Below are 26,987 nucleotides of genomic sequence, written 5' to 3' on the forward strand. Positions count from 1 at the left end.
TTAGAGGCGAGCAACGCCAAAAGTATTTGTTTTCAATGGACGAACAGCGGCTTCGCGGCAGATATCCAATGTGTAGGCCAGTACCTTGCGGGTATCGCGTGGATCGATAATGCCGTCGTCCCACATGCGGGCGGTGCAAGCCAGGGCAGTTGATTGTGCTTCCAGCATGTCGGTGGTTTGCTTTTCCAGGCCATCGAGCATGGCTTCATCTACCTGGCCGGCTTGTTTCATTTTGGCTTCGGCAACAATACGCAGAACCTGACCAGCTTGAGCGCCGCCCATTACCATGGTTTTGCTGTTCGGCCAGGCAAAAATGAAAGTTGGATCAAACCCTCGGCCACACATCGCGTAGTTGCCCGCACCGTACGACCCTCCAACCACGATACTGATTTTCGGAACACTGGCGGTGGCCACGGCCTGAATGAGTTTGGAACCGTGTTTGATAATGCCGGCTTGCTCGGATTCGGTGCCGACCATAAAACCGGTGGTGTTGTGCAGGAACAGAATAGGGATATTGCTTTGCTCACAGAGCTGAATAAATTGTGCGGCTTTAGTGGCACCGTTTGCTGTAATAGGGCCGTTATTGCCGATCACGCCGACGGTTTGACCTTCGATCCACATATGACCGCAAACGGTTTGCTGGTCGTATTCCACTTTGAAATCTAAGAATTCCGAACCGTCAGACAATCGAGCGATGATTTCGCGGACATCGTAGGGTTTTTTTGAATCGGCGGGGACAACGCCTAAAAGTTCGTCGGGACCGTATAAAGGCTCTTTGAAATCAGGTTTATGATTCACCGGTAATTGTTGATTCCAGGGCAGGGTGGCCATCACTTCCCGAGCAATACGAATGCCATCGGCGTCGTCTTCGGCCAGGTATTCCCCGGTCCCTGGAATACCGGTGTGCATTTCTGCACCACCTAATTCCTCATCGGTCGCAATTTCACCGGTTGCGGCTTTCAGCAGTGGTGGCCCGGCAAGGTACATAGTGGCTTGATTACGAACCATGATGGTGTAATCAGATAGGCCCGGTTGATAAGCTCCACCCGCCGTGGCGCTGCCGTGTACCACGGTCACTTGGGGAATGCCTGCGGCAGATTTACGAGCTTGATTGGCAAAGCCACGGCCGCCGTGTGCAAAGGTGTCAGCGGCGTAGGTCAGGTTCGCGCCACCACTTTGTGCCAGGGTAACGCTGGGTAATTTGTTCTCGAAGGAAATTTGCTGCATGCGCAGTGCTTTTTCCAGACCAATCGGAGTGATAGTGCCGCCCTTAACGGCAAAGTTATCGACGCGCACCATGCAGCGGACACCGGAAACATAACCAATGCCACAAATTGAACCGGCGCCTGCACCCGTACCGTCTTGGTCATCATACATTTTGTAACCGGCCAATGAAGACAGTTCAAGATAGGGGGCGCCGGGGTCCAGTAGCTTGGCCAGTCGCTCACGTGGTAGGATCATTTTACGTTTGGCGTAACGTTCTTTTTTCGACAATTCAGTTTGATAAACCTTGTCTTCGATTTCACGTACAACATCCATAGAAGCTTGCATGGCTTCCTGATTCCGGGCGAATTCCTCTGAATGAGGATCGATCTGGGATTCAATAATAGGCATAAGTTTGTTCTCTAAATCCGGGTCCGTTAACTGGCCTAGTTTTTCAGTACGTCAGGCAGTTCAGCACGATGAAAGCCATTGTAGGTTTCGGTGTTTTCCACTTTTCCGGGTGGCAGTGGGAAGAGGGCCGGGGCTGAGCCCATGCTGGCGGCGCCGTCTACTCGCAGAGTTTGTCCCGAGATAAAATTTGCGCCATCACTGAGTAAGAAACACAACACTGAGGCAATTTCGGCTTCACTGGCGATACGGCCCAAAGGGACATGGTTTTTAAGATTGCGAATGCCTTCTTTCATCCAGTCCGGATAGGTGTCGAAACCGGATGAGGCGACCCATCCCGGGGCAACAGCGTTCACGCGAACTCCATAACGCCCCCATTCCCAAGCGGCGGTTTTAGTGAAGTTTTCCATACCTGCGCGGGCTGCACCGGAGTGGCCCATACCCGGCATACCATTGAGGTTATCAGCGGTGATATTCACAATGTTGCCGCCGTGTTCCTGAAAATGTTGCTTGTAGAGCTCGCGGGCCATCAGGAAACCACCGATCAGGTTGGATCGGACAACGGTTTCAAAGCCCTTTTGGCTGATGGCTTCCAAGGGCGATGGAAACTGACCGCCAGCGTTATTGACGAGGCCGTGAATGCGTTTATTTTCTTTGAGAATATTGGCGATTACTTCCGTGACTTTTTCTTCGTCCCGAATGTCGATGCTGTGGCATTCGGCTTGTCCGCCATCCGCTTTAATTTCTGCCGCAGTGGTTGCCAGTTTTTCCATTGAGCGGCCAAGTAAAATGACTTTGGCTCCCAAACTGGAAAGTTCATGGGCTGTGCAGCGACCAATTCCGCTGCCACCACCGGTGATGATAATAGTTTTGCCGGCGAAGCTGCCGGCGGCTAATGTTGATTGATAACTCATAGTCAATTCCTACTCTGAAATTCCTGTCGTGTTTGGCAGAGGCTTATAGGAATAATTCGCGGGCTTCTTGTGGACTGGCAACTTCGCGTCCCGCTTCTCTGGCGATATTGGCTAAGGCTTCGATCAACTGACCATTGCCGGTGGTTTTGCTGCCATCGGGCAGATAAAAGGTGTCTTCCACGCCGGTACGTAAATTGCCGCCCAATTCGGCGGTTTTACGGTGAGCGTCCCAGATTTCCTGGCGGCCGATCAAGGTGGTTTGCCACTGTGAACCCGGTTTCATGTATTTCACCAGCAATTCCAACAGTTCTGGATCACAAGGCATACCTGAGGCGACGCCCATAACAAAGTTATAGTGTGCTTTGTCGACCATGCCTACGTCCTGGAACATATTGACGGAACGTACAATACCGACGTCAAAACATTCGAATTCCGGGCGGGTGCCACTTTCTTTCATACAATCGAGCATTTCCTGAATTTTTTCTACCGGGTTATCAAACAACATGGGTGGCCAGGCCCAGGTGCCGTTGGAACGGGTCTTCAGGTAGTTCAGGCTGCCCGAGTTCATCGCAGCTATTTCCGGCTTGCCTGCGCGTAGACACGCCATAGGCCCTTCCTGTTTACGGCCGGGAACACCGGTGGAGAAATTCAGAATTACATCGGGACAAGCTTCACGAATGGCGTCGGAGATTGCGCAGGCCACTTCGGGTTCCCAGCTTGGCATATGCCCCTGGCCTTCTTCCTGCTTACGGAAGTGAACATGCATACAGCTGGCGCCGGCGTTGTAAGCGTCGCGGGCTGAATCGGCCATCTCCTTGATGGTGACTGGCACTGGATGTTGCTTGGGGTCGGTTAATACGCCGGTGAGAGAACAGGTAATTACGGCCTTATTAGACATGGTTGGCTCCCGCTATTGTCTTTTGTTAGGAGGTGGTCACTTACTTAAGTTTTTACTTGCCAAGCAAGCGCTTGGTATTGATAATGACAACATTAACCAAGCGTGTGCTTGGTTGTCAATAAGGTAGCTTGAAATTTTAATGGCAAAATCGGTTGTTCACGGGCTTTTGTCGCTCTGGGCAGCTGGTGTGGGTTAATTGGCCAATTCATTGGCTGCCGTGGGCTCTAGCCCTTTCGGCTGGCGGGCTTATCCTTATAATGTGCGGCTTTCGCTCTGAAGGCGGGTTATTCTTTTGAGCGGGTATCGGACGATGGATTGTCTGCCATGAACCGTTAAATAGGAAAGGTGAGGCTTATTATTGTGCATGGTGCTTTGAATCAATTGCCTGAAGTTCCCGTTTTAGTAGCCGACGGGGTTATTACCGATCCAGAGTCTGCCAAAGGACGTTTGCTGGGGGCCTCGGCCAGCCTGTTTAAACAGAAAGGGTTCGCTCGCACGACAGTGCGCGATATCGCCGCTGAAGTGGGTATTCTGTCCGGCAGCATTTTTCATCACTTCCCTAATAAAGAGAGTATTTTATTGGCGGTGATGAGTGAGGCTATTTCATTGGCTTTGGCGCGTATGCATAAGGCTGTCGAAGGTGAACAGGACGTAGTGAAGAAGTTTCGAGCGTTGGTGCGTTGTGAGCTGGAGGCGATCCACGGGTTTACCGGTGTTGGTTTTACCTTACTGTCCTCGGAGTGGCGTTACCTGTCGGAAGCCAGTCAAAAAGAAGTGCTCAAATTGCGGGATGAATATGAAAGCTTTCACCGCAGTGTTTATGCCGAAGCAAAAGCTCAAGGCCTGATTGCCGTCGAACCTTTTTTCCTGCGCCATTTTCTGCGTGGTGCCTTAGCTGAAACAGGGCATTGGTTTCATCTGGATGGGAATTACTCGCTGGATGAATTGGTCGAGCAAGTTTGTCTGACGGCCGCTTTGCCTAAATAAGCCTGTTCCGGGCGGCAGTGATGTTCTGCTCTGAGGATGATCACTCGCTAATGGAAATCTCGGGATGTACTGCGAAGTCGACCGAGTAAATCGGTATGGTCGATTAATTTACCGGCCACTATGTGCGTTACCCCGGCGGCCTGTTCCACAATCCCTTTAACCTCAAGAATCTTTGCCTGCAGAAAAGGTTTCTTTTGAGCTCGGGCTGTTGCGGCCCAGACGATGATGTTCATTTGTCCGAACTCATCTTCCAGTGTCACGAAGGTGACCCCAGATGCGGTGCCAGGGCTTTGCCGGCTGGTGACCAATCCAATCGTTTGCACGATTTGCCCATTGCGACAATCACTCAGGCTTTGAGCATTGGGGTATTGCTGAAAAAAACCTCGTTGGCGCAATAGAGTAATGGGGTGTTGCTCCAGGCTTAAACCGAGACTGCGGTAATCTTCTAAAAGATTCTCTTCGGCGCTGGGTTGAAAGCTCAGTTGATGGTGTGTGTCGACGTCGAATACCAAATTGTCTGTGCTGTGAGCGACGGCATTATCCCAGCGCGCCTGGAACCGGTGCTTGCTGAAACGACGTAGAGCATTGGCGCTGGCCAGGGCTTCCATGGCCTGCCGGTTCAAGGAAAGGTTTTGCAGGTCCTGCATCGTGCGAGGGCGATACCGTTCGATACGTTCGGCTGTCTCTTGGTTCAGCCCTTTCACTTGCTTTAGACCTAAGCGCAACGCATCACCTTCCATGCTGTGTTCCCAGTTGGATGCCTGAACACATACGGGCAGTACTTTGACGCCATGACGACGAGCATCCTGTATCAGCTGAGCTGGGCTGTAAAAGCCCATCGGTTGGCTATTGAGCAGGGCGCAACAAAACTCGGCGGGGAAGTAATATTTCAACCACGCGGATGTGTACGCCAAAATGGCGAAGCTGGCCGAGTGGGATTCCGGAAATCCGTATTCACCAAACCCCAGTATTTGCTGAAAGATGCGTTCGGCGTATTCGCTGTCGTAACCTCGTTCGTTCATGCCATCGATGAGCTTTTGACGAAAGCCGTGGAGCTGTCCGGTTTTTTTCCAGCTGGCCATAGCGCGTCGTAATTGGTCTGCTTCGCCGCCACTGAAACCCGCGGCGACCATCGCCACCTGAATCACCTGCTCTTGAAAAATAGGAACGCCGTAAGTACGTTCCAAAACAGAGCGCAGAGCTTCGGAAGGATAGTCGGCTTCTTCCTCTCCGTTACGGCGTTTTAAGTAGGGATGCACCATATCGCCCTGAATTGGTCCAGGGCGAACGATGGCAATTTGTACCACCAGATCGTAATAACAACGAGGCTTCAGGCGAGGCAGCATGCTCATTTGGGCGCGAGACTCGATTTGAAAAATACCCACCGTGTCGGCCTGTTGGATCAGATCGTATACCTGTGGGTCTTCCTGTAACTGACCGATTTCGGCGATGCTGTAACGGTGCTGGTAACGTTGTTCAATAAGATCAAAACTTCGTCGAATTGCACTCAGCATACCCAGGGATAAAATATCCACTTTTAATAAACCCAATGATTCCAGATCGTCTTTATCCCACTGAATAACAGTGCGTTCATCCATGGCGGCATTCTCAACCGGGACCAAATGATGTAACGGACCCGCGGCGATAACAAAGCCGCCCACATGTTGTGATAGGTGGCGGGGAAAACCACGTAACGCTTCAACATACTTGATGAGTTGTTGGCTGCGCTGACTTTTCAGATCCAGGCCTAAGTCCTGCAATTGTTCAGGCCAGGGGGTACCGTCTCGGCGGTTGATGTTTTTAATAAAGTAATCCATTCGGCTTTCAGCAAAACCCAGGGCCTTGCCGACTTCTCTCAGGGCACTTTTTAAACGATAGGTGATGACGGTAGCGGCCAGCGCTGCTCGCTTTCGGCCGTATTTCTGGTAGATATATTGAATCACTTCTTCGCGTCGCTGGCTTTCGAAGTCAACATCGATATCAGGTGGCTCATTACGTTCTTTAGAAATAAAACGTTCAAATAAGACGGATATCTTGGCCGGGTTAACGGCAGTGATTTCCAGGCAATAACAGACAATGGAATTGGCAGCAGAGCCGCGCCCTTGATAGAGGATTTTCTGATGTTTGGCAAATTGAACAATGTCGTAAATCGTCAGAAAAAAATATTCATAAGCTTGTTCTTCAATCAATCGAAGTTCTTTTTCTATGGTGCTTTGAATGTCGTCGGGGATGCCTTGAGGGAAGCGCTTTTTACCTCCCGCTGTTACAAGCTGACGAAGATGTTCAATAGCGCTCATTCCTTTCGGTACCAGCTCGCTGGGGTTTTGGTATTTTAATTTCCTTAATGAAAAGTGGCAGCGCCTGGCAATGCGAGTGCTGGCCATTAAGTGATCAGCTGGAAAGAGTTTTTTCAATTTTTCAACAGAACGCAGGCAGGCTTCTTTATTGCTGCTTAGGTGACGCCCTAACTCGGCAACGGGTTTTGCCACCTTGATTGAGCTCAGAATATGTTGCAAGGCTTGTCGTTCGGGGCTGTGCATCAGTGCACCACCGCAGGCACAAGAGGGGATGTCCAGCTCTTCGGCAAGATGATTCCAATAAGATAAAACATGATGTTCCCCGCCCTGTAAATGACGGCGGTACGCTAGCCATAAACGTTCACCCTGAGTTTGTTTTAGCCATTCACCCCAGTGCTGATTGTAGTGTTGATGCTGGCGGTCTCGGTGGAGGTTACGTTTAGGGTTGGCGGCGAGGGGCAGCCACAGCACATAACAATGTTGCAGACTGCGTAAGTCCCAGGGGTCCAGTTGATATTGCCCTTTGCTTGCCCGTCTCCGGGCCTGGGTAATCAGGCGACACAGTTCACTGTAGGCGGCTTGATCCGGACAGAGTAAAACGAATTCCAATTCTTCTTGGTAGCGGAAAACACTGCCAATAATTAAATTCAGTTTGAGCTTTTCCTGTTCAATACAGTGATGGGCACGCACCACGCCTGCCAGTGAGCATTCATCAGTGATGGCGATGGCTTCATAATTTAAAAAGGCGGCACGACGCACCAGTTCTTCCGGATGAGAAGCTCCCTCCAGAAAGCTGAAATTGGACTGACACATCAGTTCGGCGTAGGACATTCGCCACCTCTGAAATTTTTCAGATAGATTGTCTTAAGCAAAATACCCATGCACGTACCAATGTTTAGCTGGGGTTTTAAATAGCCATAACCAACGCCCTTGTGAGTTTCGGGCAATAAAATAATCGCGTTCAACCGCTGTATGATTCTCCCAGCCGGGGTATTGAATCCGCTCGGGGCCGTAAAACAACAACACATCGTCTTTGAGAGGTTGTGGGGCGGATAATAAAAAACTGGGTCTCAGGCCCTCGGGCGGAGGCAATTGATCACGATGTTGCTCCTCCTGGCTGGACACGTGGTTGCTGTGCTCGGGGATATGACTGTTGGCTGGCTGTAAAAACCGGATACGCTGTTTGCCCAAACGTGCTTGCAAGCTGTCCAGTAGCTGCTCCTGGGATAATTGCCCCTGATGTTGGCTGAACAGTTCGGCATGTTCCTGGCCCCGACGCTGGTGTTGCTCGCAGGATACTGTAATGGCTTCAACGGGCGCAGGTAACTGCAATCGTTCCAGACGTAATGCCAGTAGCGCTTGCCAACGTTCCGCTTTTTCCTCTCCTTGACTGGCGTGCAAATTGAGGGTGAGAGGTGCGGCTTCGCGCAACTTTAAATGAATGTCTATCCGGCGAGCCTGTAAGTCCCGTTGCTGCAAAAAATGTTGCAATTGCAGCAACAGCGGCTTGATCGGTTTCTGTAGGTTTTCACTGTCGTCAATTTCGTAAAACAGCTGCAATTGCCGTTCAAAAACTTCTCTGGGCTGATAATAAGCCAATGGTGTGCGCAACTCATTGTTTAAGCGACCAATATAGAGCAATAATTCCTCATCAAAACGTCGACTGATTTCTTGCAGGGGCAGTTTTCTCAGTCGATCCAGATGATGTATCCCGAGGCTTTCCAAGCGGTCCAAAGTACTTTTTTTCAGAGGCAGGCGGCTGCAGGGAATGTGTTCCAGATTTTGCTGCAAAGTTTGTTGTCCTTCTGGACCATCCTGAAGCACTTGTCGATAGCCGTTGCAGGCCAGGAGTTGGGCCGCCCAAGGTGAATGCGCATTGGCATAGAAATAATTCAAGGAACCCAGTTGCTTCCGTATCTGTTGCCAGTAATTCTCCAAGCCCTGGTGATAACGCAACATGCTGTGAATTTCCAATAGCAAGCCTTGGGGGGGCTGCAAAACCAAATTGGCGGTGACAGGGTAGAGCTGTTCAGCAACTTGTTGAAGCAGCTCACGTTCGAGTAGAGGGCGGTAATCCAATACCTGTAACTTCGAATGCATGGCAATAGCGGCTGCCAGCCCCATCCCCAGGCGGATACCGTGTTGCTGGGCGGAAGGGCAAGCCTGGCACACTTCATTGCCTTGGCCATCGACAATAATGATGGCTTCGGTATCGTTGATATCCTCTGATGTGTGGAATGCTTCTTCCTGATAAAGATGATCGAGTTGCAGTTGATGAAAATGCAGATACAACCAGCGCATCATCGAGCCTGCTTTTGATAAGCTTGCAGCGGGATGACATTTTGAGGGCGCTTGGGAACACAGAGTTCAGGCCAGTCGTGGCTGAAATCCACGGAGATATTACGCAAGGGCCAGCCGCGTTGGCGTTTGGGAATATGAACACACAGCCCTCGGGGTTTGGCTTCCAGTTCCATGTTGATATCGGCAGCCAGGTTGGGACTTGCGGGCTTGCGAAACACAATCATGGTGCTGGAGCCCTTTTCAGCCGCCAACTTCAAACGCTTGGATTCGGCCATGTTTATGCTTCTGGGTATTCGCCCTTGGCCGGCGTGGGTCAGTGCTTCTTCCCATAACAAGACCATCGCGCAGCGACCACTTTGCAAGCATTGTTCTGCGCTCCACAGGCTTTCGTCCCGTTCAGTGTTATGAATCAATAGCAACTGTTGTACATTGAGGCCCATGGCGATCAGCGCGTCGCTGCTGAGTTCATAAGGGGGAGCTATGATGGCCAATAAGCGATCCTGCATACGTTTTCGCAGATAGTGCTGCAGGAAACGCAACTCTCCCAGTGCAAAATCACTGTTGATTAATAATAAGCCTTGTTTGGGCAGACCGCCGCCCAAGGCGTGGTCCAGCTCTGGGTGCTGACAAGGTTCGAGCCCCTGTGCAGCCCCGGATAATTCTGGGGCCTGCTCACTGGCTCGCCAAATTTGCCGTTGGCGCTGTAGCTTTTGTAGCAAGGGCGACTGTAATGGTGATGAATGTTTGCTGTTCACTGTACTGCTTACCGTGGTGTTTGTGAGGCAACTCCCTACGAACTTCTCATATGACGGCATTCCATGGGGCCGTGAGACCGTAAAACCCTATTAGCATCCAGACGTAGGTTTGTGGGGTGCCAGGGGTCAATCAGCTAAAACACTGTATTTATATACAGTATTTTAGTCTGTGAAAAATGGCAAGCAGGCTGGCACCATAGGATAAATTGCCCTGTCAGGGCCTTGGCGGCTATTTGTCGTGTTCGAGCAGGCTTGCCGGGCATAATTTAGTCTCATCCAATGCAGTAAGGACTCAAATAGATGATTCTTAAAGAAATACGCCTCAGTCGTCATCTCACCCAGGAGCAGTTGGCCGAGATCTCCGGTCTGAGTGCTCGAACGATCCAGCGTATAGAAAGTGGCCAGCAGGCCAGTTTGGAGTCACAAAAATGCCTGGCCGCTGCATTGGATTTAAGCATCGATGACTTACAGCAGGAGACATTTGACATGAATAGGCAATCTGAACAATGGGCGCAGCTGCCCCTGTTTTTGAAAATATGGTTTATGTTTCATTTTTTGCAGGCGCGTCCCCGGCGTGATACTGCTTTGAGAATACCGTGCTTGGCCCATATAGCAGGTTTTTTATTTTGCTTGCTGGGGTTCTGGCATGAGGCGGCGTTAGCTGGGGGATTGATAATGCTGGCCACGGCCTACCTGTTCCAGTTGTTACGTTGGCAAGGGGATCGTTACGGTATCTGGTATGAAGCACCAGAGTAAGGATGGTGTGGGCAGTTATGGCTTGGCAAATCAAACACTATGGAGGGCACATACAACCGGGCGGCCCCGTGTACAGTGAGTTTGTGGAATCTCGTTTTCTAACGGTTGTTCTGCTGTTTCTTGCCTCTGTAGCCAGTGATGTTTTTTCGGGGCGGTGGTATGCCCAGTTGTACATTCCCTTGTGGGCCTTTACTCTTTTCAGTGTGGTCATCATCGTGATGTGTTGATGTATCTTCGGCATCGAGGCGACAATACCGCTTCAGGCAAAAATGAATAGGTTGACACTATCTTGTGCTATAAGATCTTGCACCATAAAGCCTTGTCTATAAGGTCGTTCTCAACGATAAGGTGCCATATATTTTTTTAAGCTGATTTCATCGGAGGTTTCAAAATGATCGCCAGTGTTTTTCAACGCTTGAATGCGGTCAATGCGAAAGCTGCGGTAGTCTTCGCGTAATTCACACCAGCTCACCAGTGTCCACACCTTACCCCAGTAGACCAGGCCGAGAGGCCAAATCGTGCGGGTGCTGCTTTGTTGCTTTTCATCCTGATAAGCGATATTGATTTTTTCCTGCTGCTTGATGGCCAAGCGAAGTTCCTGGCTGTAACGAGTACTTTGATCTCGTTCAAGGTCAGGGACAATCAATGTTTCTTCGGCGATGCTGTGCAGATAATGTTGGCGGTCGGGTAGAATGGCTCGAATTTTATCCAAGGCCGAATCGGCCGAATCGGCCAGTCCCTGATCACCCCAGGCCTGGACCATACGGACACCGAGGATCAGGGCCTCCAATTCAGATTCATTAAACATAAGTGGTGCCAGGGTACTGCCAGCCTGCAGCATATAACCCACACCGGCTTCGCCACTGATAGGAACACCGGAAAGCTCGAGTGCCTGTATATCGCGATAAATTGTGCGTTCGGAGACGTTCAGTTTATCGGCCATCTGAGCAGCGGTAATGGCACGCCGCCGGCTCTGTAACAAGGTCAGTAGTTTTAATAGACGCTCGGCTTTGTTCATAAATCGTAGCTTAGGGTTAAAAAATACTGCAGCGATGGCTGTTTATGAAGTGCGTGACACTGTCTGTTTATGACGCATCGGACATGATTTCACTGCAGGCCTGCATATGTCGCATGCGCACGCTCTTCGAATCGATGTGGGCCATCATATCCTGGCATTGGGCATCGCGCATAAAGTTTTCACCGGCTTGCTTGGCGGCATCTTGATCTTTCCAATAGATAATATCATGCCAGACATCATCTTCATCACGGCTCAGGGAACGATAGATGAAACCGTTTTGGGAATGTAAAAAAGCCTCCATTGCATCGGCTGTCTTGGTTATGATGTCTGAGCTGACGCCGTCTTTGCAACGAAACGTTACCAGTTCAATCACAGAATTTTGCATACCGCCTCCAAATTTGAATCCATTAAGTGAATAGACAAAGCTCTATAAACTGAAATGAATTCTAACGTTGGGAGGCTGACAAGCTCTGTCAGTAGGGGCTTAAAAAGGGCAAAATATCAATGGCTCTCGAGCATGGCTTCATGTTCGATGACATCACCGATGACACAATTTCGCCCGGACTCCTTAGCCCGGTACAAGGCTTGGTCGGCCACTTTTAATTGAGCATCAATGCTGTCCATATAGAGATTGGATATGCCGGTACTAAAGCTGATCGTCAAGGTGTTCTGGCCGATTTCAATCGCGCTTTTGGAGATCAAGTCGCGAACCTTATCCATCAGCGTGCAGGCCTGTTGATTGTTGAGGCCTGGCATCAGGACGAAAAATTCTTCTCCGCCAGCTCGGGCGACCAGAAAACGTTCCAGTGCCTCATTTAAGGCTTTGGAAAAGAATTTCAAAACGCCATCGCCAACGTCGTGACCGTAGTTGTCATTAATCTTTTTGAAGAAATCGATGTCGAGGACGGCCACTGCGAGAGGTGTGTTTTCCGTCTTGGCCTGTTTGTGAACACAGCTGGCATTGGTGAAAAAATAACGTCGATTATAGGCGCCAGTCAGAAAGTCACGGTTGGCAACATTGCGAGCCTGTTCTAGGTGCTCCATGGCTTCGATGTTGTGCATCACGCGGCATTGAAACTCTTCCCGGTTAAAGGGTTTGTGCAGAAAGTCGTTGGCTCCGTTTTTAATAAACTTAGCCGACAGCGCTTCCTCTCCCTGGCCGGATAGACCAATAATCACCAGGTCTGATTTCTCGTATTTATTTCGCAGGTTTCTGACCAGGCTGACACCGTCCATATTGGGCATATGGTAATCCGTAATCAGCATCTTGATGTCGTTTTGCTGCATAAGAATATCGATGGCATCCTGACCATCGACGGCGGTGTACACCTGAAAAAGATACAAACGCAATAAATCGCTGATGTAACGCCTGGAGGTGTTGGAGTCCTCGGCAACGAGGACTTTAACCTGTTGATTTCGCCAGATACGATTGAGCAGGCCAATGGCATAGCGATAGGAAAATTGACCTTCCTTCGTGACGTAATCGATGATGCCTTTGCTGAATAAATGCTTGCGGCGTTCTTCATTAAAACTGGATGTTAAAACGATGGTGGGAATTTTTTTACTGAGTGTATAGTCAACGACTTCACCGTCTTCAGCGTCGGGTAGATGCAGATCGACCAATGCGGCGAAAATTTGCTCACTTTCGCGTTCTACGATGGCTTTGGCTTCGCTATAACTTTGAGCGTATAAGCCAATAAAATCTGATTCTAAATTGACGAAGTAACGCAACACTTTCATGACGGTGTTACTGTCTTCGATAATTAGAATTTTTTTCATTGTTGTTCTCTATTTGTACACCCCTCCCTGAAACCTGATTTTCTTACGGCGCTATCCATGGCAACCGTCCGATCTTTCGTTTTTCGGTTTGATTCTTATGTGTCGGCTTAATCAACAGATTCTATAGCACAAAATTTGGCATTCAGCACAGTTGCCGGGTTTGTCTTGACTTGTTGGGGGGAAATGGGGGAGAGCTTTCTGACGTACGGTGTAAAAGGGGAAGATAATCCTGTTTTTTCAGAGGCTTGGCTCCCAAGCTGAGCTTGGGAGCCAGAGGGTTATTGTTCGAGTTCTCGCTCGGCAAATTCACCATCAAACAGTGGACTAGACAAATAGCGCTCACCGGAATCCGGTAAAATAGCGACGATTACTTTGCCGTCATTTTCGGGCTTTTCAGCTTGTCTCAGAGCGGCAGTGAGAGCCGCCCCACAGGAAATGCCGGCCAGTATGCCTTCCTCTTTCATCAAGCGATGGGCATTCGTCATGGCTTCTTCATTGCTGACGGTTTCGACTTCATCAATCATTGAGAGATCCAGATTTCCGGGAATGAAACCGGCACCAATACCCTGGATTTTATGTGGTGATGGTGTCGGTTCTTCACCGGCCAGGGTTTGACTGATAATGGGAGAGCTTTCCGGTTCAACAGCCACACTGGTGATGGCCTTGCCCGCCGTATTTTTAATGTAGCGGCTGATGCCGGTGATGGTGCCGCCCGTGCCGACGCCTGCACAAATAATATCCACTTTTCCGTAGGTGTCTTTCCAGATTTCTGGGCCGGTGGTTTTTTCGTGGATTTGCGGGTTGGCTGGATTTTCAAACTGCTGGGGCATCCAGGTATTCGCAGGATCGCTCTGACATATTTCCTCGGCTTTCTCGATCGCGCCTTTCATGCCTTTGGCACCAGGGGTCAGAACCAGATTGGCACCGAGGGCCTTAATGAGCTTACGGCGTTCCAGGCTCATGGTGTCAGGCATAGTGAGGGTTAGGGAGTAGCCTCGGGCAGCACAGACAAAGGCGAGGGCAATGCCCGTATTGCCGCTGGTTGGCTCCACGACGGTCATATTGGGCTTGAGCGTGCCGCTTTCTTCAGCACTCCAAATCATGTTCGCGCCGATCCGGCATTTCACGGAAAATGCCGGGTTTCGCGACTCGAGTTTCACATAAACTTCTTTGTCAGTAATACGATTTAGGCGCACAAGTGGTGTGTTGCCGATGGTTTTTGAGTTATCACTGAATATATCTTGCATAGTTATGCCCTTTTCGAGACCCACGTTCCAGCCTTCAGATACCCAGAAGAATGACAACTTATGTGGTTAATTTTGATAGTTTTATTCAATCCAATTTCCAGAGGGGGTGCAAGCTAAATCCCTCACTTATTAGTTATAGATCATTCATGAAATCTATACCCATAATAATAAAATATAATATTGGATCCGTTTTTAATTTCAAATCCCTATTTGTATGATGGCCAGAAGTCTTTGATACTCTTAATCGAGCCCTACAAGAATAATAGAATGATTAAGGAGTGCTGTATGGCCATTTTGGAACATACTCTTGGAATCTTGCTTCACCCGGATAGCGAATGGAAAGCCATTCGTAATGAACGTCACTCATTTGCGCAGGTATTTTTCAGTCACGTGCCGATACTGGCATTGATCCCATGTTTATCGATGTACTACGGGGTAACCCAGGTTGGTTGGAGTATTGGTGACGGGGATGCCGTGAAACTGACCGGGGAGAGCGCGCTCTGGTTATGTCTTCTTACCTATGTTGCGATGTTGGCGGGTGTATTTGTACTGGGCGAATTCATTAACTGGATGTCAAAAACCTATGGCGTAGCCGATGAGGCTGATCGCCGTCACTATGAGGGCACCGCCCTTGCAGTCTATATCACCACGCCGGTGTTCCTGGCAGGCATTGTTGGCCTGTATCCTGACCCAGTGATCTACTCGGTTGTGCATATTCTCGCCGGTGCCTATGCGGTGTATCTCGTATACGAAGGCATTCCGATTCTGATGAACATCGATAAAGAACGCGCCTTTATGTATGCCTCTTCTGTGGTTACCGTCGGGCTGGTAATGCTGGTGATGGTACGTGTTGGCTCCGTGATTATCTGGGGACTGGGAATCGGTCCGGTATATGTCGATTAGCGTGTTTAGCTAGAACAGAGAATATTAAAGGGCGGTTTTGACCGCCCTTTTTTATGCTTGTCGTTCAGGATTAAGGCTGGATTGGTGTTGACGTTTGAAGCGGTAAAAGGACGCGATGTCTTCAAATCCCAGCTGTTCCGCTGTGTCAGCTGCTGACCATTGATGTGTTTGGGCTTTTATCAGGTATCGAATACGTTCCTGTTTCAATAGGCTTGAGAAGCTACACCCTTCTATCTTCAATTTGCGATATAAGGACGTGCGACTGAGCTGCAACTCCGTGCAAACCACCTCAATGTGAGCAAATGATTTGAGATTGTCTCTCAGTAAGGCTAATACTCGCTCTTTCCAGAGGCGGTTAGATGCGGGGTGTCGTTCGATTTTGGATGCCTGTGTCGCAATCAACGCTTTTAAATAAGGGTTAGCCGTATCGATCGCTTGTTGAAAATCGTTGTGGCTGAAGTAGATTGCATCTTCGTTCTGGGAAAATGAAACCTGCGAGCCTAGATAACGTGTATAGGGCTCGATGTTTTGCGGGCGTGGCCTTTTCAAGTGGACAGCCAAGGCTGCCAGGTGGCGCTTTGAGTAATAGGCGCCCCAAGCCAATAACGCGGCAAGACTGCGATCAATCGCCATCAGGGGATAGTCAGGCTGTTGAAAAGAAAAACTGAGTTTGACGGATTGCTTATCGATTGTTTTACGCCAGCGTTCAGCCGGGTTCAAGAGATGAATATGTTGACTGAATACCTCGAAAGCATCCGACAAACTCTCGCATTGGGCGAGCCAATTGGCGAGGATGCCTTTAGCTTGTGAGTTAACCTTGGCGCCAATATGCAATCCCAAACAGGTCTGGTCTGAGTGTTTTTCGGCGAGTTGCCAGAGCTGCCGCATGAGTGTTTCGGGCAGGCGTTTTTCCTGTAGGTTGTGCCCAGATTGCCATTGTTGATGAACCCTCTGAAACTCAGGTCCAAGTTCTTTCAAATGGATGTCTTGCAGACAGTCGCGCAAAAATAACTCTTGCGCCAAGTCAATAACGGCGATGGCGGATACGGTTTGTTCAATATGTTCCGTACTGTTTTCTGCCATACAAAGCGTCTCGTGCTTGTGTTCTTTTTCCATTGAAACCAAATGCCAGTCTACTGCAACCGATGGTTATAGTGGCATAGGCGTCCTCTGCGTTAGTCTCTGTAGTCGTTATCGCCAACAGCCGATTTGATGTGAACCAGAGGCCAATTATGGATGAGCAATATACCGTAAATAATGAAGCAGCGTTGAGGAAAATTATACCGCATCCTCCGTCAATTATGAGTAAGCGCCTGCAAGCAGAGTTGGATCAAGTATGCTTGGAAATCATCGAACATTCCAAGCTCTATGTTCTGGCAAGTTCTGATAAAAATCAATCCATCAAACTTTGCTCGATTCAATCTTTGCGTGTACTGAATAGGACAACAATCTTACTGTCTGGTGAGGAGATGAGGAGTGGTGGTATGGCGGATTCGAGTGTGAGTTTGTATTTTCTTATGCCGGGTGTTGGTCATGGTCTGCGTCTCAATGGAGAAGTGAATGATGTAAAAGAAGGTGTTTTGCTTAATATGCGCACTGCCTATTTGCATTGTGCAAGGGCGGCCGCTAGAGCCGGATTATGGGAAAAACGGATATCTGAACAACATGATTTTTCCAATATTTCGGTTGAGACCTTTCTGCAACACAGTGCGTCCCTTTTTTTAAAAACAAAAAACAGTCAAGGGCAGGTCGAATTATCTCCGAGAGGAGATGAGCCTGGATTCGTGAGTAGCGTAGCACCAAATACCTTATTTATACCGGAAAGACCGGGTAACAAAGTGGCCGTCAGTTTGAGGAATATTCTGCAGGATGACGATGTTGAGTTGTTGATGTTTTTACCTTCGGGAGGTTTCCTTATGCGGGTTTTGGGTAAGGCCAGTCTCTGTACTCGGCCCGAATATCGAGAGCAGGCAAGTGTAAACAACAATCCCCCTAAATTGGGCATTCTCATTCATCACTGTGAATATTCAATAATAGCGAGTGAGGTGCTTGAGAAGCTGCAAAAGGACATACAATGTGGTGAGTTGATCACGCCAGCAGTAAAAAGTTTTTCCAAAGCGTTTTCGGAACACACCAATGGTACGGGCTTAAAAGGCAAGTTAGCGCATATCATTATTGACGGTGTGGTGAAAAAAGATATGCGCTCACTTTATTAACGAGTTTCTGATGGAATCAGGGAGTTCAGTTGCTTCGAACACGACTGACGGCGTCCTGCCAGCCTTGATAGCGGCGATCACGCTCATGTTTACTCAGTTGTGGGTCGAAACGTCTGTCGAGTTGCCACAACTGTCGAATGTCATCGGTAGAAGAAAAAACACCCGCTTGCAGAGCAACCAAATAAGCTGCGCCCAGAGCTGTGGTTTCAACACAGCTCGGGCGGTCAATGGTCGCACCGAGAATATCAGCCAGTTTTTGCAGCACCCAGTTATTTTTTGTCATGCCACCGTCGACGCGTAAATTTACGGGTCTTTGGCCGTCAGCTTCCATGGCTTTTTGCAGATCTTTGGTTTGATAACAGACTGATTCCAGACCGGCAGTTACCAGCTCTTTAATGCCGGTGTCTCGAGTCAAGCCGAACAGAGCGCCACGCGCTTCCGGATCCCAGTAGGGGGCCCCCAGACCGGTAAAAGCCGGAACCAGGTAAACTCCGTGATCACTGTCCGTTTGTTTGGCGAGTGCTTCGGTTTCAGCAGCATCGCTGATCAAATGCAAACCATCACGCAACCATTGAATGGCGGCACCGGCGATGAAAATACTGCCCTCCAATGCGTAATGGGTTTTACCCTTTAAGCGGTAGGCAACTGTTGTTAATAAGCGATTGTGGGAATCGAGGGCCTGTTTGCCGGTGTTGAGCATGAAAAAGCAACCGGTACCATAGGTACTTTTGGCCATGCCCGCTTCGAAACAGGCTTGGCCAATCAGGGCAGCCTGCTGATCGCCGGCAATACCGAGAATGGGGATTTCTCGACCGAACAGTTGACTGTCACTGAGACCAAATTCGGCGGCACAGTCTTTCACTTCCGGCAACAGGCTTTCGGGAATATCAAACAGCTGCAATAAATCGGTATCCCAACACTGTTCATGAATGTTAAACAGCATGGTGCGAGAGGCGTTGGTGGCATCAGTGCAGTGTTGCTTGCCTCCGGTGAGTTTCCACAATAAAAAGCTGTCTACAGTACCAAAAGCGAGTTGGCCGGCATCGGCTTTGGCGCGGGCGCCGGGAATGCTGTCGAGCAACCAGCGAATTTTACTGGCTGAAAAATACGGGTCGAGCAGTAAACCGGTTTTTTCCCGAATGCTTTGTTCATGGCCCTGATTGCGTAACTGCTGACAGTAGTCACTGGTGCGACGATCTTGCCAGACGATGGCATTGGCGATGGCTTCTCCGCTGTCACGATCCCACAAAATGGTGGTTTCGCGCTGATTGGTAATGCCTATTCCAAGAATGTCGTCACTGCCAATGTTTGCCTGCGCGATGGCTTGCTGGCAACTGCGCAGGGTACTTTGCCAGATGTCATTGGCATCATGCTCAACCCAGCCATTGTTCGGGTAGTGTTGTGTGAATTCTTCCTGGCCGGTGGCGACCGCTTGGCCTTTTATATCAAACACGATGGCACGAGACGAGGTCGTGCCTTGGTCAATGGAGAGAATATAATTTGACACTGTGTGCTCCTTGTTATTATCGATATTCCACCGGGCGCATTATACGAGCGCCACATTGAGACCAGAGCTTAAACCAGTTTTTGCCCTTTCAATAGCGGTGGAATGGGGCAGTCGAGGCTGTCGGCGATGGCGCGGAACAATTCAGCTTCTGTGGCCGTGACTTCGCCATCGTGATTGATACTGGCGGCCATGGCTTTCAATAAACGTGGCTTATCCAGTGGGCGCAACAAATTCAACTGTTCCAGGGCTTTGTCCAGAAGCTGCAAATTAATCTGCTCTTCGGGTAAGAGACCGACTGCAGGGATGTCCAGCTCCTTGGCGGCCGCAGCATAAGCGCGCAGTGATTCCTGTTCGTCGTCATGTCCGGCACGGGCCATAACACTGATGAGCAATTGGCAAGCGCCTTGGGTTTGTTTTAATTTATAACGGCTTAAACTGTCACGCTGAGGTTCCAAACCATGACAGACAATTCGATACAGTGCCCATTCAAAAATATCCACGTGTTTGTCTGCGCGAATAAGAATGATCATATTGCGCTTGAAAATCTGATATTGCTGGGGTGATTGTTGTTTCAAGGCGGGTAAGCATAAATCCAGAATGGGCAGGTGTAACTGACGCCCAATCCGTGGCAACTCTGACAGAATGTTTTCCAATGCTTTATAGCTGGCCGGGTGTGCTTTTTCTTTCAATTGCTGCAACTGCGCAGCCTGCACTTGCTCGTTAGCATCCAGTAACAATCCGTAGACCAGCGCCCGGGCAGAAAAAGGTTCATGAGCAGCTTCGCGAATTGCGTCGGGTATTTCCGCCAGAGTGTTCTGGGCTTCAGCAACATGCTCTTCTGTCAGCACGCCAATACAATCCATGGCACTGGCTTCGGCCATGGTGGATTGAGTTGACGTTGCGGAAGTCTGGTGTCCCTGACCGATGGCCGCCCCCACAGCAACTGCGGCGCCTAACATGGCTTTGCGTTTATCATCGTCTGTGCCGTATTGGTCCGCGGTATCATCATCCGCTGTATTATAGCCATCGTCCAGCGTTGGCAGGCTGCCATCCCAATTAGGTTCAACACGGCGAATACGATCTTCCAACGGTGGGTGAGTGGCCATCATTCCGCCGAAAGCCATCTTCACACCCTGACCAAAAAACATATGACTGAATTCTGGTGCGTGTTCGTTTTGCAGCAGTGAACCCTGGCTGTGGGCGGCAATTTTTTTCAGGGCGCCGGAAATACCGAATGGGTTACGAGTATATTGCACCGCCGAGGAGTCGGCTAAATATTCTCTTTGACGACTCACGGCGGCTTTAATCAGATTACCGAAAAAAGTGCCGGAATAACCGATTACCATTAAGCCCAAACCCAGAGCGAGAAAGGGCAGGCCATTATTGCGTCGATCGCTGCCGCCACTGAAAGCTGCTGTACGCATTAAATAGTACCCGGCAATACCGATTAACAGAATGCCGTGCAGTATGCCTACCAAGCGAATATTAAGGCGCATATCGCCGTGCAATATGTGGCTGAATTCGTGGGCGATTACGCCTTGAAGTTCTTCGCGGTTGAGTAATCGAATACAGCCGCGGGTAATGCCAATCACCGCATCTTGCCCTTTATAGCCAGCAGCAAAGGCGTTAATGCTGTCATCGTCAATCAGATAAACGGGCGGCACAGCGGTGCCACCCGCAATGGCCATTTCTTCAACCACATTGAGAATTTTACGCTCATCAGCATCGCGGGTTTGGATATTGAGCAAGCGTCCACCCATGGCTTCGGCGACCACTTTACCTCCGGCACCCAGCTGGCTGAGTTTATATAAACTGCCGAGGCTAACGACGGCTAGAACCCCTAAACCGACACTTACGATTAATTCGAGATTTGCCGTATTCAACATATGCTGAGCGATGCTTTCATCGGTTTGCAGCTTGCCGTAGCTCAGTAGGAAGACGACCAGAACGATGGTGATGGCGATCAGGCTCAACACGGCGAGTAACAATAACAACACCAGTTTCTTGGTGTTGCGGCGGGCACGATCTTGATGCTCAAAAAAGTTCATTGTCAGGCTTTTCAGTGTTGATAGTGGTTTGGGTAAGGGGTTTGGCTTGCGAGAGAAAGACGGGCCGCGAACGGCGGCCCGGATCGATTAGAATGAAACTTTCGGTGCGGCCTGGATTTCGGCACTGTCTTCGAATTCCAACAAGCTGGCGTCGGGGCCATGACCAAAGGTGGCAGCCAACATAACCGGCGGGAAGGTCTGCTTATAGGTGTTGTAAGCGGTAACGGCATCGTTGAAGGCCTGGCGTGCAAAAGCCACTTTGTTTTCAGTACTGGTCAGCTCTTCTGACACCTGCATCATGTTTTCATTGGCTTTCAAATCGGGATAGGCTTCCATCACCACGCTCAATTTGCCCAGAGCGCCACTCAGAGCGCCTTCAGCACCTGCCAGGTTGCCCATGGCAGCAACATCACCCGGATTCGCTGACGCCGCCTGCAGGCCTCCCATGGCCTCGTTACGGGCTTTGATCACAGCTTCCAGAGTTTCGCTTTCGTGTTTCATGTAGGCTTTGGCTGTTTCGACCAGATTGGGGATCAAGTCATAACGGCGTTTCAGTTGAACCTCGATTTGGGAAAAGCCGTTTTCATAGCGATTTTTCAGGCTTACCAGATTATTGTAAATACCGATGACATAGAAAATCAGGCCAGCGATAACAACTAAAAAGATAATGGTTGAGATATCCATATAAGGTCCCTAATTAATGGTCAGAAAGTCTTTTAGCGTCTGTTTCAGCCGCTTTTGTATCTATTAGACGAGGCTGGGGCTCTTGGTTACTCACTTGATTGCCAGCAGGGGAGTGAAATGAGGGCAAACAGTCCCCGATCGCCACCTTTGAAATTGCGTGCCAGTCTAGCATCGCTCATTGGAGAGATGAAATTGTCTCTTGTTAATATTTGAAATTGCTTAAAAAATCATCGGTATCGCGGATTTGATGTCCGAGATGTCCCCGTGGGCAGTAGAGCGAAGGGCCGGCCTTGGTTATAATCCCGGTCTGCTTTACGTTAACGTAAAGCCAGATCTGGCTGAATCGTCAGCAGATCGTCCATAGTACGGACTAGGGGCCCTTATGTGGCCATTCTGTCACCCAAGGTAGCCGGCAGCCCAAAACACCAACAATCAAAAGCCCGCACCTTGGATGCACCGCCATTGTCCCACTGGCCGAGATGACCAGAGCAGGGGGCAGTGTTTAACAGAGTTGGAGTCAACAATGTCAGATCCAGTAGTAATTGTAGGTATGTCACGCACCCCGATGGGTGGCATGCAAGGTTCTTTAAGTGCTATGAGTGCCCCGGAACTGGGGGCAAAAGCCATCGCCGGTGCCCTGGCTGAAGCCAAGGTCGATGCCGCCGATGTGAGCGAAGTTTTGATGGGGTGTGTACTACCTGCTGGCCTTGGCCAGGCGCCTGCGCGTCAAGCCTCTTTAGGTGCCGGTGTACCCAACCATGTACCATGTACAACCGTGAACAAGGTTTGTGGTTCCGGTATGAAAACCCTGATGATGGCGCACGACGCTATCGCTCTGGGAGATGCCGATATTGTGGTGGCTGGTGGTATGGAAAGCATGAGTAATGCTCCGTACATTCTGCCACAGGCCCGTTCCGGTTATCGCCTGGGTGATGGTGAAGTGAAAGACCATATGTTCCTGGACGGTCTGCGTGATGCTTATCAGGGCAATCTGATGGGGGAGTTTGCCGAAGCTTGCGCCGGTAAGTACACCTTCAGTCGCGAAGAGCAGGATGCCTACGCTATCGAATCCCTGCGACGTGCCAATGCGGCAATTGCCGAAGGTAAATTTACTCGCGAAATCACGCCGGTAACCGTGAAAACCCGTCGCAGCGAAACGGTTGTGGAAATTGACGAGCAACCAGGCAATGCAAAACCAGAGAAGATCCCGACTCTGCGTCCGGCCTTCGCAAAAGATGGCACCGTTACTGCGGCGAATGCCAGCTCCATTTCAGACGGAGCGGCGGCGCTGGTACTGATGCGTCAGTCCGAAGCAGAAAAGCGCGGCTTGAAGCCATTGGCGGCCATTCGCGCCCACACGCAAAACGCCCATGAGCCAGAGTGGTTTACCACTGCGCCTGTCGGTGCCATGAAAAAGGTGTTGGATAAGGCCGGTTGGTCGAAAGGCGACGTGGATCTGTTTGAAATCAACGAGGCCTTTGCCGTTGTTGCAATGGCCGCGATGAAGGAACTGGATCTGGATCACGGCAAGGTGAATGTTCACGGTGGTGCCACCGCTCTGGGTCACCCACTGGGTACTTCTGGTGCACGTATCGTGGTGACCTTGTTGGCCGCTTTGGAGACCTACGGTAAAAACAAGGGCGTTGCCAGCTTGTGTATCGGTGGTGGCGAAGCAACAGCGGTTGCCATTGAGCGACTGTAAGCAAACACGCGTTGTGGCGTTTTGTTTCAAAAGGGTGGCTATTTTAGCCGCCCTTTTTTGTATTCGGGAACATAATCAGGCTTTGTTACGGTGAACACAATGGAACCCAAAATAGAACATAAATCTCTGGATTGCTCGGATGGCTATCGTTTGAAATATTGCCATTTTCAAAGTGAAGCTCCCAAGGCCGTCGTCATTTTTGCCAGTGCGCTTGGCGTGTCCCAGCAATACTATCAACGTTTGGCGGGCTATCTATGTCAGCGAGGTTACGATTGCTTGAGCTTTGATTATCGCGGTACAGGTGAACAGGATGCGGTTTTAGCAAGTGATGCCGCGATTGAACATTGGGGGCAACGAGACATCGAAGCCATTATTCAGCAAGCTCTGAGTACTAACTTACCCGTACATTTTATTGGCCACAGTATTGGTGGTCAGCTGCTGGGTTTGGCACCATCGTCAAGCAAGCTTAGTTCGATTCTCTTTGTTGCGGCCTCGGCGCCTTATTGGAAGCGCTGGACGGGAGCGGAGCGTTTGAAACTTCTGCTCCTGGGTTACGTATTCATTCCATTGTTAGGTGCTCTGAAAGACCCGTTCCCAATTTCCGCTCTCGGGCTTGGCAACATTCGCATGCCGAGTCGATTTATTAAGCGATGGGCGCAATGGATGCGAGAGCCGGACTACCTTCTGTCGCCGGAATTCAAGCTGGACCGTGATGGATACGAGAATATTCAATGTCGTTTATGGGCGTTGGGGTTTTCCGATGATGCATTGGCGCCGGAAGTAAACATCCGTCATTTGACGGGCTTTTTCACCCAGGCTCAGGTCTCTCTGGACATTCTCAATCCTGCCGAAGAGGGCTTGCCAGCCATTGGGCACAATGGTTTATTCCATCAGCGTTCAGAAGCAACACTTTGGCCAAAGGTTCTGGATTATTTAGGGTGATATAAACGAAGGGACTCATGCTCTGAGCAGATGGCAACGGCGGGAAAAGAACGTGAGCTGAAGGTTTATAAGCAAAGCAATGCGAGCTTCGCAACACGAATGAGGCCGCAGGTGATTTGAGGCATTAAGCCTTACCTCACCTGCTTAGGGGCGTCTTGAAATCGCATCCAGTGCGGCAACACGATAAGCTTCGGCAAGGGTCGGGAAATTGAATATGCTGTCGACCAAAGCATCCACTTTCATTTCGTTCATGATGGCCATCATACCAATATGAACCAGTTCCGTGGCGCCTTCTCCAACAATCATTGTCCCGACGATTTTTTCACCTTTATCGTCGCAAATAAGTTTTAACATTCCCTGGGTATTGCCGGAAATTTGACCTCGGGCAATTTCATCAAAATCCGCGCGACCAACAACAGAGCCACCATACTTTTTGGTTGCCTGTTCTTCATTTAAGCCAACGGCGGACAATTCTGGAATGGCGTAGATGCCTGATGGAATCATATCGTGCATATTGCTGACTTCGATATCCATGGCGCGACTGGCGGCACGTCGACCCTGTTCCATTGATGATGAAGCCAATGAGGGCGGGCCAATAATGTCACCTGCGGCAAAAATATTAGGCACGCTGGTGCGCATGTCTTCATCGACGGAAATCAATCCTCGATCGTTCAGGCTCAAGCCTGCATTTTCAATATTCAAATTTTTAACATTGGCGATACGACCCGCAGCGCAAAGCAACTTCTGACTGCGTACGATGGTGCCATCGTTACACTCAGTGGTCACTTCGGAAATACCATCCCAGCTGACATGTTCCACTTCGCGTTCACCCAGCCAGGTGCCTCCCATACCTTCAAATACGTCCACAAAGGTATCGCATAAATCGTGGTCGAGGAAACCGAGAGGTTTAGGGTACTTGTCAATCATGGTGACTTGCACGCCCAGTGCCTGGAAGATCGAAGCATATTCACTGGCGATAACACCACCGCCTAACACGGTCAGACTTTTGGGCAAATAGAGCAGCGATAAAATAGAATCGCTGTCGAGCACATTTTCATGATCGATGGGCATATTCGGCGGATTGCGAGGGTAAGAACCCGTTGCCAGAATAATGGTCTCACAACGAACCGTTAACGGCTCGGCCTGAACTCGATCGATGCGTATGGTTTCACTGTCGATGAAACTGGCCCGACCTTTGATACGCTCAATACCATTGCGATCAATTTGCCGGGACATGTACATATCGTGTGCCACGAGCACGTCATTTAAACGTGTAATCAGGGCTGACATTTCCAGATCTTCCGTCAACTTGAAATCGGCCAGAGAAGCGTTCTGCCTCATATGGCTGATTCGCAATGCATTTTCGCGCAAGGTTTTCGACGGAATGGTACCGCGGTGCACACAGGCACCGCCGAATAAATTATCGCGTTCAACCAAAGCCACACGCTTGCCGGCTTTGGCTCCCTGAACAGCTGCCTTCTGTCCGGCAGGACCACTACCGACGACCAGCATGTCATAGTCGTAGGCCATACTCATAGGGACATCTCCTCCACACTGGCTTTCACAACATCCGTTTTGTCCAGCAGGTCTTCCACTTCGTCGGCGTATAAATTGAGATCACCCAGTACTTCCAGTTCGACCAGTTGACCTTTGCCCATATCTTCCGGGCGCAACATATGTGTGGCAAAAGCTGCGGCTGCTCGGGCATTGGCAATTTGTCCGGTAGCATTCGGAGCAGCGTGATAATCGTGATAAAAGTTCACCACTTCTTTGATCAGTTCGGGCATGCCCCAGGTTGTCAGAACCTGCATGGCAATTTTCTGATGATAGAGATCTTCGACTTTGAACACCTCGGCTTCCTGAATTTCCAATCCTTTTTTCTGGCTTAAATCCAGAATGGCCTGTACCGCAACCGGACGACCGATTGAATGCAATAAGCCGCACAAAAAACTGCTTTCCACATTGCGGCGGCAAGTGCGTGAAATTTCCTTGGCCCACAAAGCTGAGGCGAGGGCGTGTTTCCAAATATAGGCAATGTGCTGCTCATACCCTGGGGTATGAAACATTTTTGTGCCTATTGACGCGGCAACCGCGATTTCGCTGATTAAACCCATTCCCAAGCGTGCGATGGCCTGTTGTAAAGAGACCAGTGACGCATTAGGGGTGTACGCGGCAGAATTGGCAATACGCATAACATGGGCGGCAAGAGACTGATCACCAGTAATTAACTGGGCCATTTGATTAGCATCGGATTCGGGGTCTTGGGCGAGGGTGACGGCTTTGTTGGCCACTTCGGGCAACATCGGGACCTCGATATTTTCCTCTTTAATCAGAGTTTCGAGCAGTGGCGTCAAAATCTGAGTCTTTACATCCATTTCGGTAACCTGTGACATAGAGTTGGCATTGCTGGGCATAAACGATA

At 49.9% G+C, this 26,987-nt stretch carries 23 protein-coding genes; 7 read left to right on the plus strand and 16 right to left on the minus strand.

Going from position 1 to position 26,987, the window contains the following annotated elements; genetic code table 11:
* Genes ABWW03_RS16955 through ABWW03_RS16965 form a run of 3 tightly spaced genes read right to left on the minus strand, consistent with a single transcriptional unit; the run spans nucleotide 1 to nucleotide 3,423 of the window.
* A complete protein-coding gene (locus ABWW03_RS16955) occupies nucleotides 1-1,614 on the minus strand; it encodes an acyl-CoA carboxylase subunit beta (protein ID WP_353410309.1) in 1,614 nt (537 codons plus the stop codon).
* Between the two features lie 35 nt (nucleotides 1,615-1,649).
* A complete protein-coding gene (locus tag ABWW03_RS16960; protein WP_353410311.1) occupies nucleotides 1,650-2,525 on the minus strand; it encodes an SDR family oxidoreductase in 876 nt (291 codons plus the stop codon).
* A gap of 43 nt (nucleotides 2,526-2,568) precedes the next feature.
* Nucleotides 2,569-3,423 carry a 3-keto-5-aminohexanoate cleavage protein gene (locus ABWW03_RS16965; RefSeq protein ID WP_353410313.1) on the minus strand — a complete coding sequence of 285 codons (855 nt, stop codon included), beginning with the start codon at nucleotides 3,421-3,423 and terminating at the stop codon, nucleotides 2,569-2,571.
* A gap of 345 nt (nucleotides 3,424-3,768) precedes the next feature.
* Here ABWW03_RS16965 and ABWW03_RS16970 point away from each other — a divergent pair, with 345 nt between their 5' ends.
* The gene (locus ABWW03_RS16970) at nucleotides 3,769-4,410 is read left to right on the plus strand and encodes a TetR/AcrR family transcriptional regulator (RefSeq protein WP_353410315.1); all 642 of its coding nucleotides are present in this window, start codon (nucleotides 3,769-3,771) and stop codon (nucleotides 4,408-4,410) included.
* Nucleotides 4,411-4,457: 47 nt separating this feature from the next.
* Here ABWW03_RS16970 and ABWW03_RS16975 read toward each other — a convergent pair whose 3' ends face one another.
* The 3 genes from ABWW03_RS16975 to ABWW03_RS16985 are packed head-to-tail and all read right to left on the minus strand — an operon-like array spanning nucleotide 4,458 to nucleotide 9,763.
* Nucleotides 4,458-7,538 carry an error-prone DNA polymerase gene (locus ABWW03_RS16975; protein ID WP_353410317.1) on the minus strand — a complete coding sequence of 1,027 codons (3,081 nt, stop codon included), beginning with the start codon at nucleotides 7,536-7,538 and terminating at the stop codon, nucleotides 4,458-4,460.
* A 33-nt stretch (nucleotides 7,539-7,571) separates the two neighbouring features.
* Complete coding sequence (locus ABWW03_RS16980; protein ID WP_353410319.1) at nucleotides 7,572-9,011, minus strand: Y-family DNA polymerase; 1,440 nt, start codon at nucleotides 9,009-9,011, stop codon at nucleotides 7,572-7,574.
* Nucleotides 9,008-9,763 (minus strand): hypothetical protein, encoded by a 756-nt coding sequence (locus tag ABWW03_RS16985; RefSeq protein ID WP_353410321.1) that lies wholly within the window; start codon nucleotides 9,761-9,763, stop codon nucleotides 9,008-9,010. The genes ABWW03_RS16980 and ABWW03_RS16985 overlap by 4 nt, the downstream gene beginning before the upstream one ends.
* A 300-nt stretch (nucleotides 9,764-10,063) precedes the next feature.
* On the opposite strand from ABWW03_RS16985, the gene ABWW03_RS16990 reads away from it, so the two are divergent.
* Together ABWW03_RS16990 and ABWW03_RS16995 are read left to right on the plus strand one after the other, a co-directional pair.
* Entirely contained in the window at nucleotides 10,064-10,519 is a 456-nt protein-coding gene (locus ABWW03_RS16990) for a helix-turn-helix domain-containing protein (protein WP_353410323.1), read from the plus strand.
* A 17-nt stretch (nucleotides 10,520-10,536) separates the two neighbouring features.
* Nucleotides 10,537-10,746, plus strand: a complete 210-nt coding sequence (locus ABWW03_RS16995) for a hypothetical protein (protein WP_353410325.1) — start codon at nucleotides 10,537-10,539, stop codon at nucleotides 10,744-10,746.
* A 110-nt stretch (nucleotides 10,747-10,856) separates the two neighbouring features.
* Here the strand turns inward: ABWW03_RS16995 and ABWW03_RS17000 are convergent, their stop codons facing one another.
* The 4 genes from ABWW03_RS17000 to cysK all read right to left on the minus strand — a co-directional run bounded on the left by ABWW03_RS17000 (nucleotide 10,857) and on the right by cysK (nucleotide 14,563).
* Nucleotides 10,857-11,537, minus strand: a complete 681-nt coding sequence (locus ABWW03_RS17000; protein ID WP_353410327.1) for a helix-turn-helix transcriptional regulator — start codon at nucleotides 11,535-11,537, stop codon at nucleotides 10,857-10,859.
* 67 nt (nucleotides 11,538-11,604) lie between these two features.
* Nucleotides 11,605-11,922, minus strand: coding sequence for a hypothetical protein (locus ABWW03_RS17005; RefSeq protein WP_353410329.1), 318 nt, complete (start codon nucleotides 11,920-11,922; stop codon nucleotides 11,605-11,607).
* A 116-nt stretch (nucleotides 11,923-12,038) separates the two neighbouring features.
* Nucleotides 12,039-13,316, minus strand: a complete 1,278-nt coding sequence (locus ABWW03_RS17010; RefSeq protein WP_353410331.1) for a diguanylate cyclase — start codon at nucleotides 13,314-13,316, stop codon at nucleotides 12,039-12,041.
* Nucleotides 13,317-13,594: 278 nt separating this feature from the next.
* A complete protein-coding gene (gene cysK, locus ABWW03_RS17015; protein WP_353410333.1) occupies nucleotides 13,595-14,563 on the minus strand; it encodes a cysteine synthase A in 969 nt (322 codons plus the stop codon).
* 285 nt (nucleotides 14,564-14,848) lie between these two features.
* Between cysK and ABWW03_RS17020 the strand changes: the two genes are divergently transcribed.
* The gene (locus ABWW03_RS17020) at nucleotides 14,849-15,466 is read left to right on the plus strand and encodes a Yip1 family protein (protein ID WP_353410335.1); all 618 of its coding nucleotides are present in this window, start codon (nucleotides 14,849-14,851) and stop codon (nucleotides 15,464-15,466) included.
* A gap of 51 nt (nucleotides 15,467-15,517) precedes the next feature.
* Here ABWW03_RS17020 and ABWW03_RS17025 read toward each other — a convergent pair whose 3' ends face one another.
* Nucleotides 15,518-16,549, minus strand: a complete 1,032-nt coding sequence (locus ABWW03_RS17025) for an AraC family transcriptional regulator ligand-binding domain-containing protein (RefSeq protein ID WP_353410337.1) — start codon at nucleotides 16,547-16,549, stop codon at nucleotides 15,518-15,520.
* A 149-nt stretch (nucleotides 16,550-16,698) separates the two neighbouring features.
* Between ABWW03_RS17025 and ABWW03_RS17030 the strand changes: the two genes are divergently transcribed.
* On the plus strand, nucleotides 16,699-17,682 hold the full coding sequence (locus tag ABWW03_RS17030) for a pyridoxamine 5'-phosphate oxidase family protein (RefSeq protein ID WP_353410339.1): 984 nt from the start codon (nucleotides 16,699-16,701) through the stop codon (nucleotides 17,680-17,682).
* A 25-nt stretch (nucleotides 17,683-17,707) separates the two neighbouring features.
* Here the strand turns inward: ABWW03_RS17030 and glpK are convergent, their stop codons facing one another.
* From glpK to ABWW03_RS17045, 3 genes are all read right to left on the minus strand, one after another.
* On the minus strand, nucleotides 17,708-19,189 hold the full coding sequence (gene glpK, locus ABWW03_RS17035) for a glycerol kinase GlpK (RefSeq protein WP_353410342.1): 1,482 nt from the start codon (nucleotides 19,187-19,189) through the stop codon (nucleotides 17,708-17,710).
* 68 nt (nucleotides 19,190-19,257) lie between these two features.
* The gene (locus ABWW03_RS17040; RefSeq protein ID WP_353410344.1) at nucleotides 19,258-21,237 is read right to left on the minus strand and encodes a M48 family metallopeptidase; all 1,980 of its coding nucleotides are present in this window, start codon (nucleotides 21,235-21,237) and stop codon (nucleotides 19,258-19,260) included.
* A gap of 87 nt (nucleotides 21,238-21,324) precedes the next feature.
* A complete protein-coding gene (locus ABWW03_RS17045; RefSeq protein WP_353410347.1) occupies nucleotides 21,325-21,921 on the minus strand; it encodes a LemA family protein in 597 nt (198 codons plus the stop codon).
* A gap of 523 nt (nucleotides 21,922-22,444) precedes the next feature.
* On the opposite strand from ABWW03_RS17045, the gene ABWW03_RS17050 reads away from it, so the two are divergent.
* Complete coding sequence (locus ABWW03_RS17050) at nucleotides 22,445-23,623, plus strand: thiolase family protein (protein WP_353410349.1); 1,179 nt, start codon at nucleotides 22,445-22,447, stop codon at nucleotides 23,621-23,623.
* A gap of 99 nt (nucleotides 23,624-23,722) precedes the next feature.
* On the plus strand, nucleotides 23,723-24,565 hold the full coding sequence (locus tag ABWW03_RS17055) for an alpha/beta hydrolase family protein (protein ID WP_353410351.1): 843 nt from the start codon (nucleotides 23,723-23,725) through the stop codon (nucleotides 24,563-24,565).
* Between the two features lie 144 nt (nucleotides 24,566-24,709).
* Here the strand turns inward: ABWW03_RS17055 and sthA are convergent, their stop codons facing one another.
* Nucleotides 24,710-26,101, minus strand: a complete 1,392-nt coding sequence (gene sthA, locus ABWW03_RS17060; RefSeq protein WP_353410353.1) for a Si-specific NAD(P)(+) transhydrogenase — start codon at nucleotides 26,099-26,101, stop codon at nucleotides 24,710-24,712.
* Nucleotides 26,098-26,979 carry an HDOD domain-containing protein gene (locus ABWW03_RS17065; protein WP_353410355.1) on the minus strand — a complete coding sequence of 294 codons (882 nt, stop codon included), beginning with the start codon at nucleotides 26,977-26,979 and terminating at the stop codon, nucleotides 26,098-26,100. The genes sthA and ABWW03_RS17065 overlap by 4 nt, the downstream gene beginning before the upstream one ends.
* Nucleotides 26,980-26,987 lie beyond the last annotated feature (8 nt).

The sequence above is a fragment of the Pseudoteredinibacter isoporae genome (genome assembly GCF_040372805.1).
Classification (GTDB): Bacteria; Pseudomonadota; Gammaproteobacteria; order Pseudomonadales; family Cellvibrionaceae; genus Pseudoteredinibacter; species Pseudoteredinibacter isoporae_A.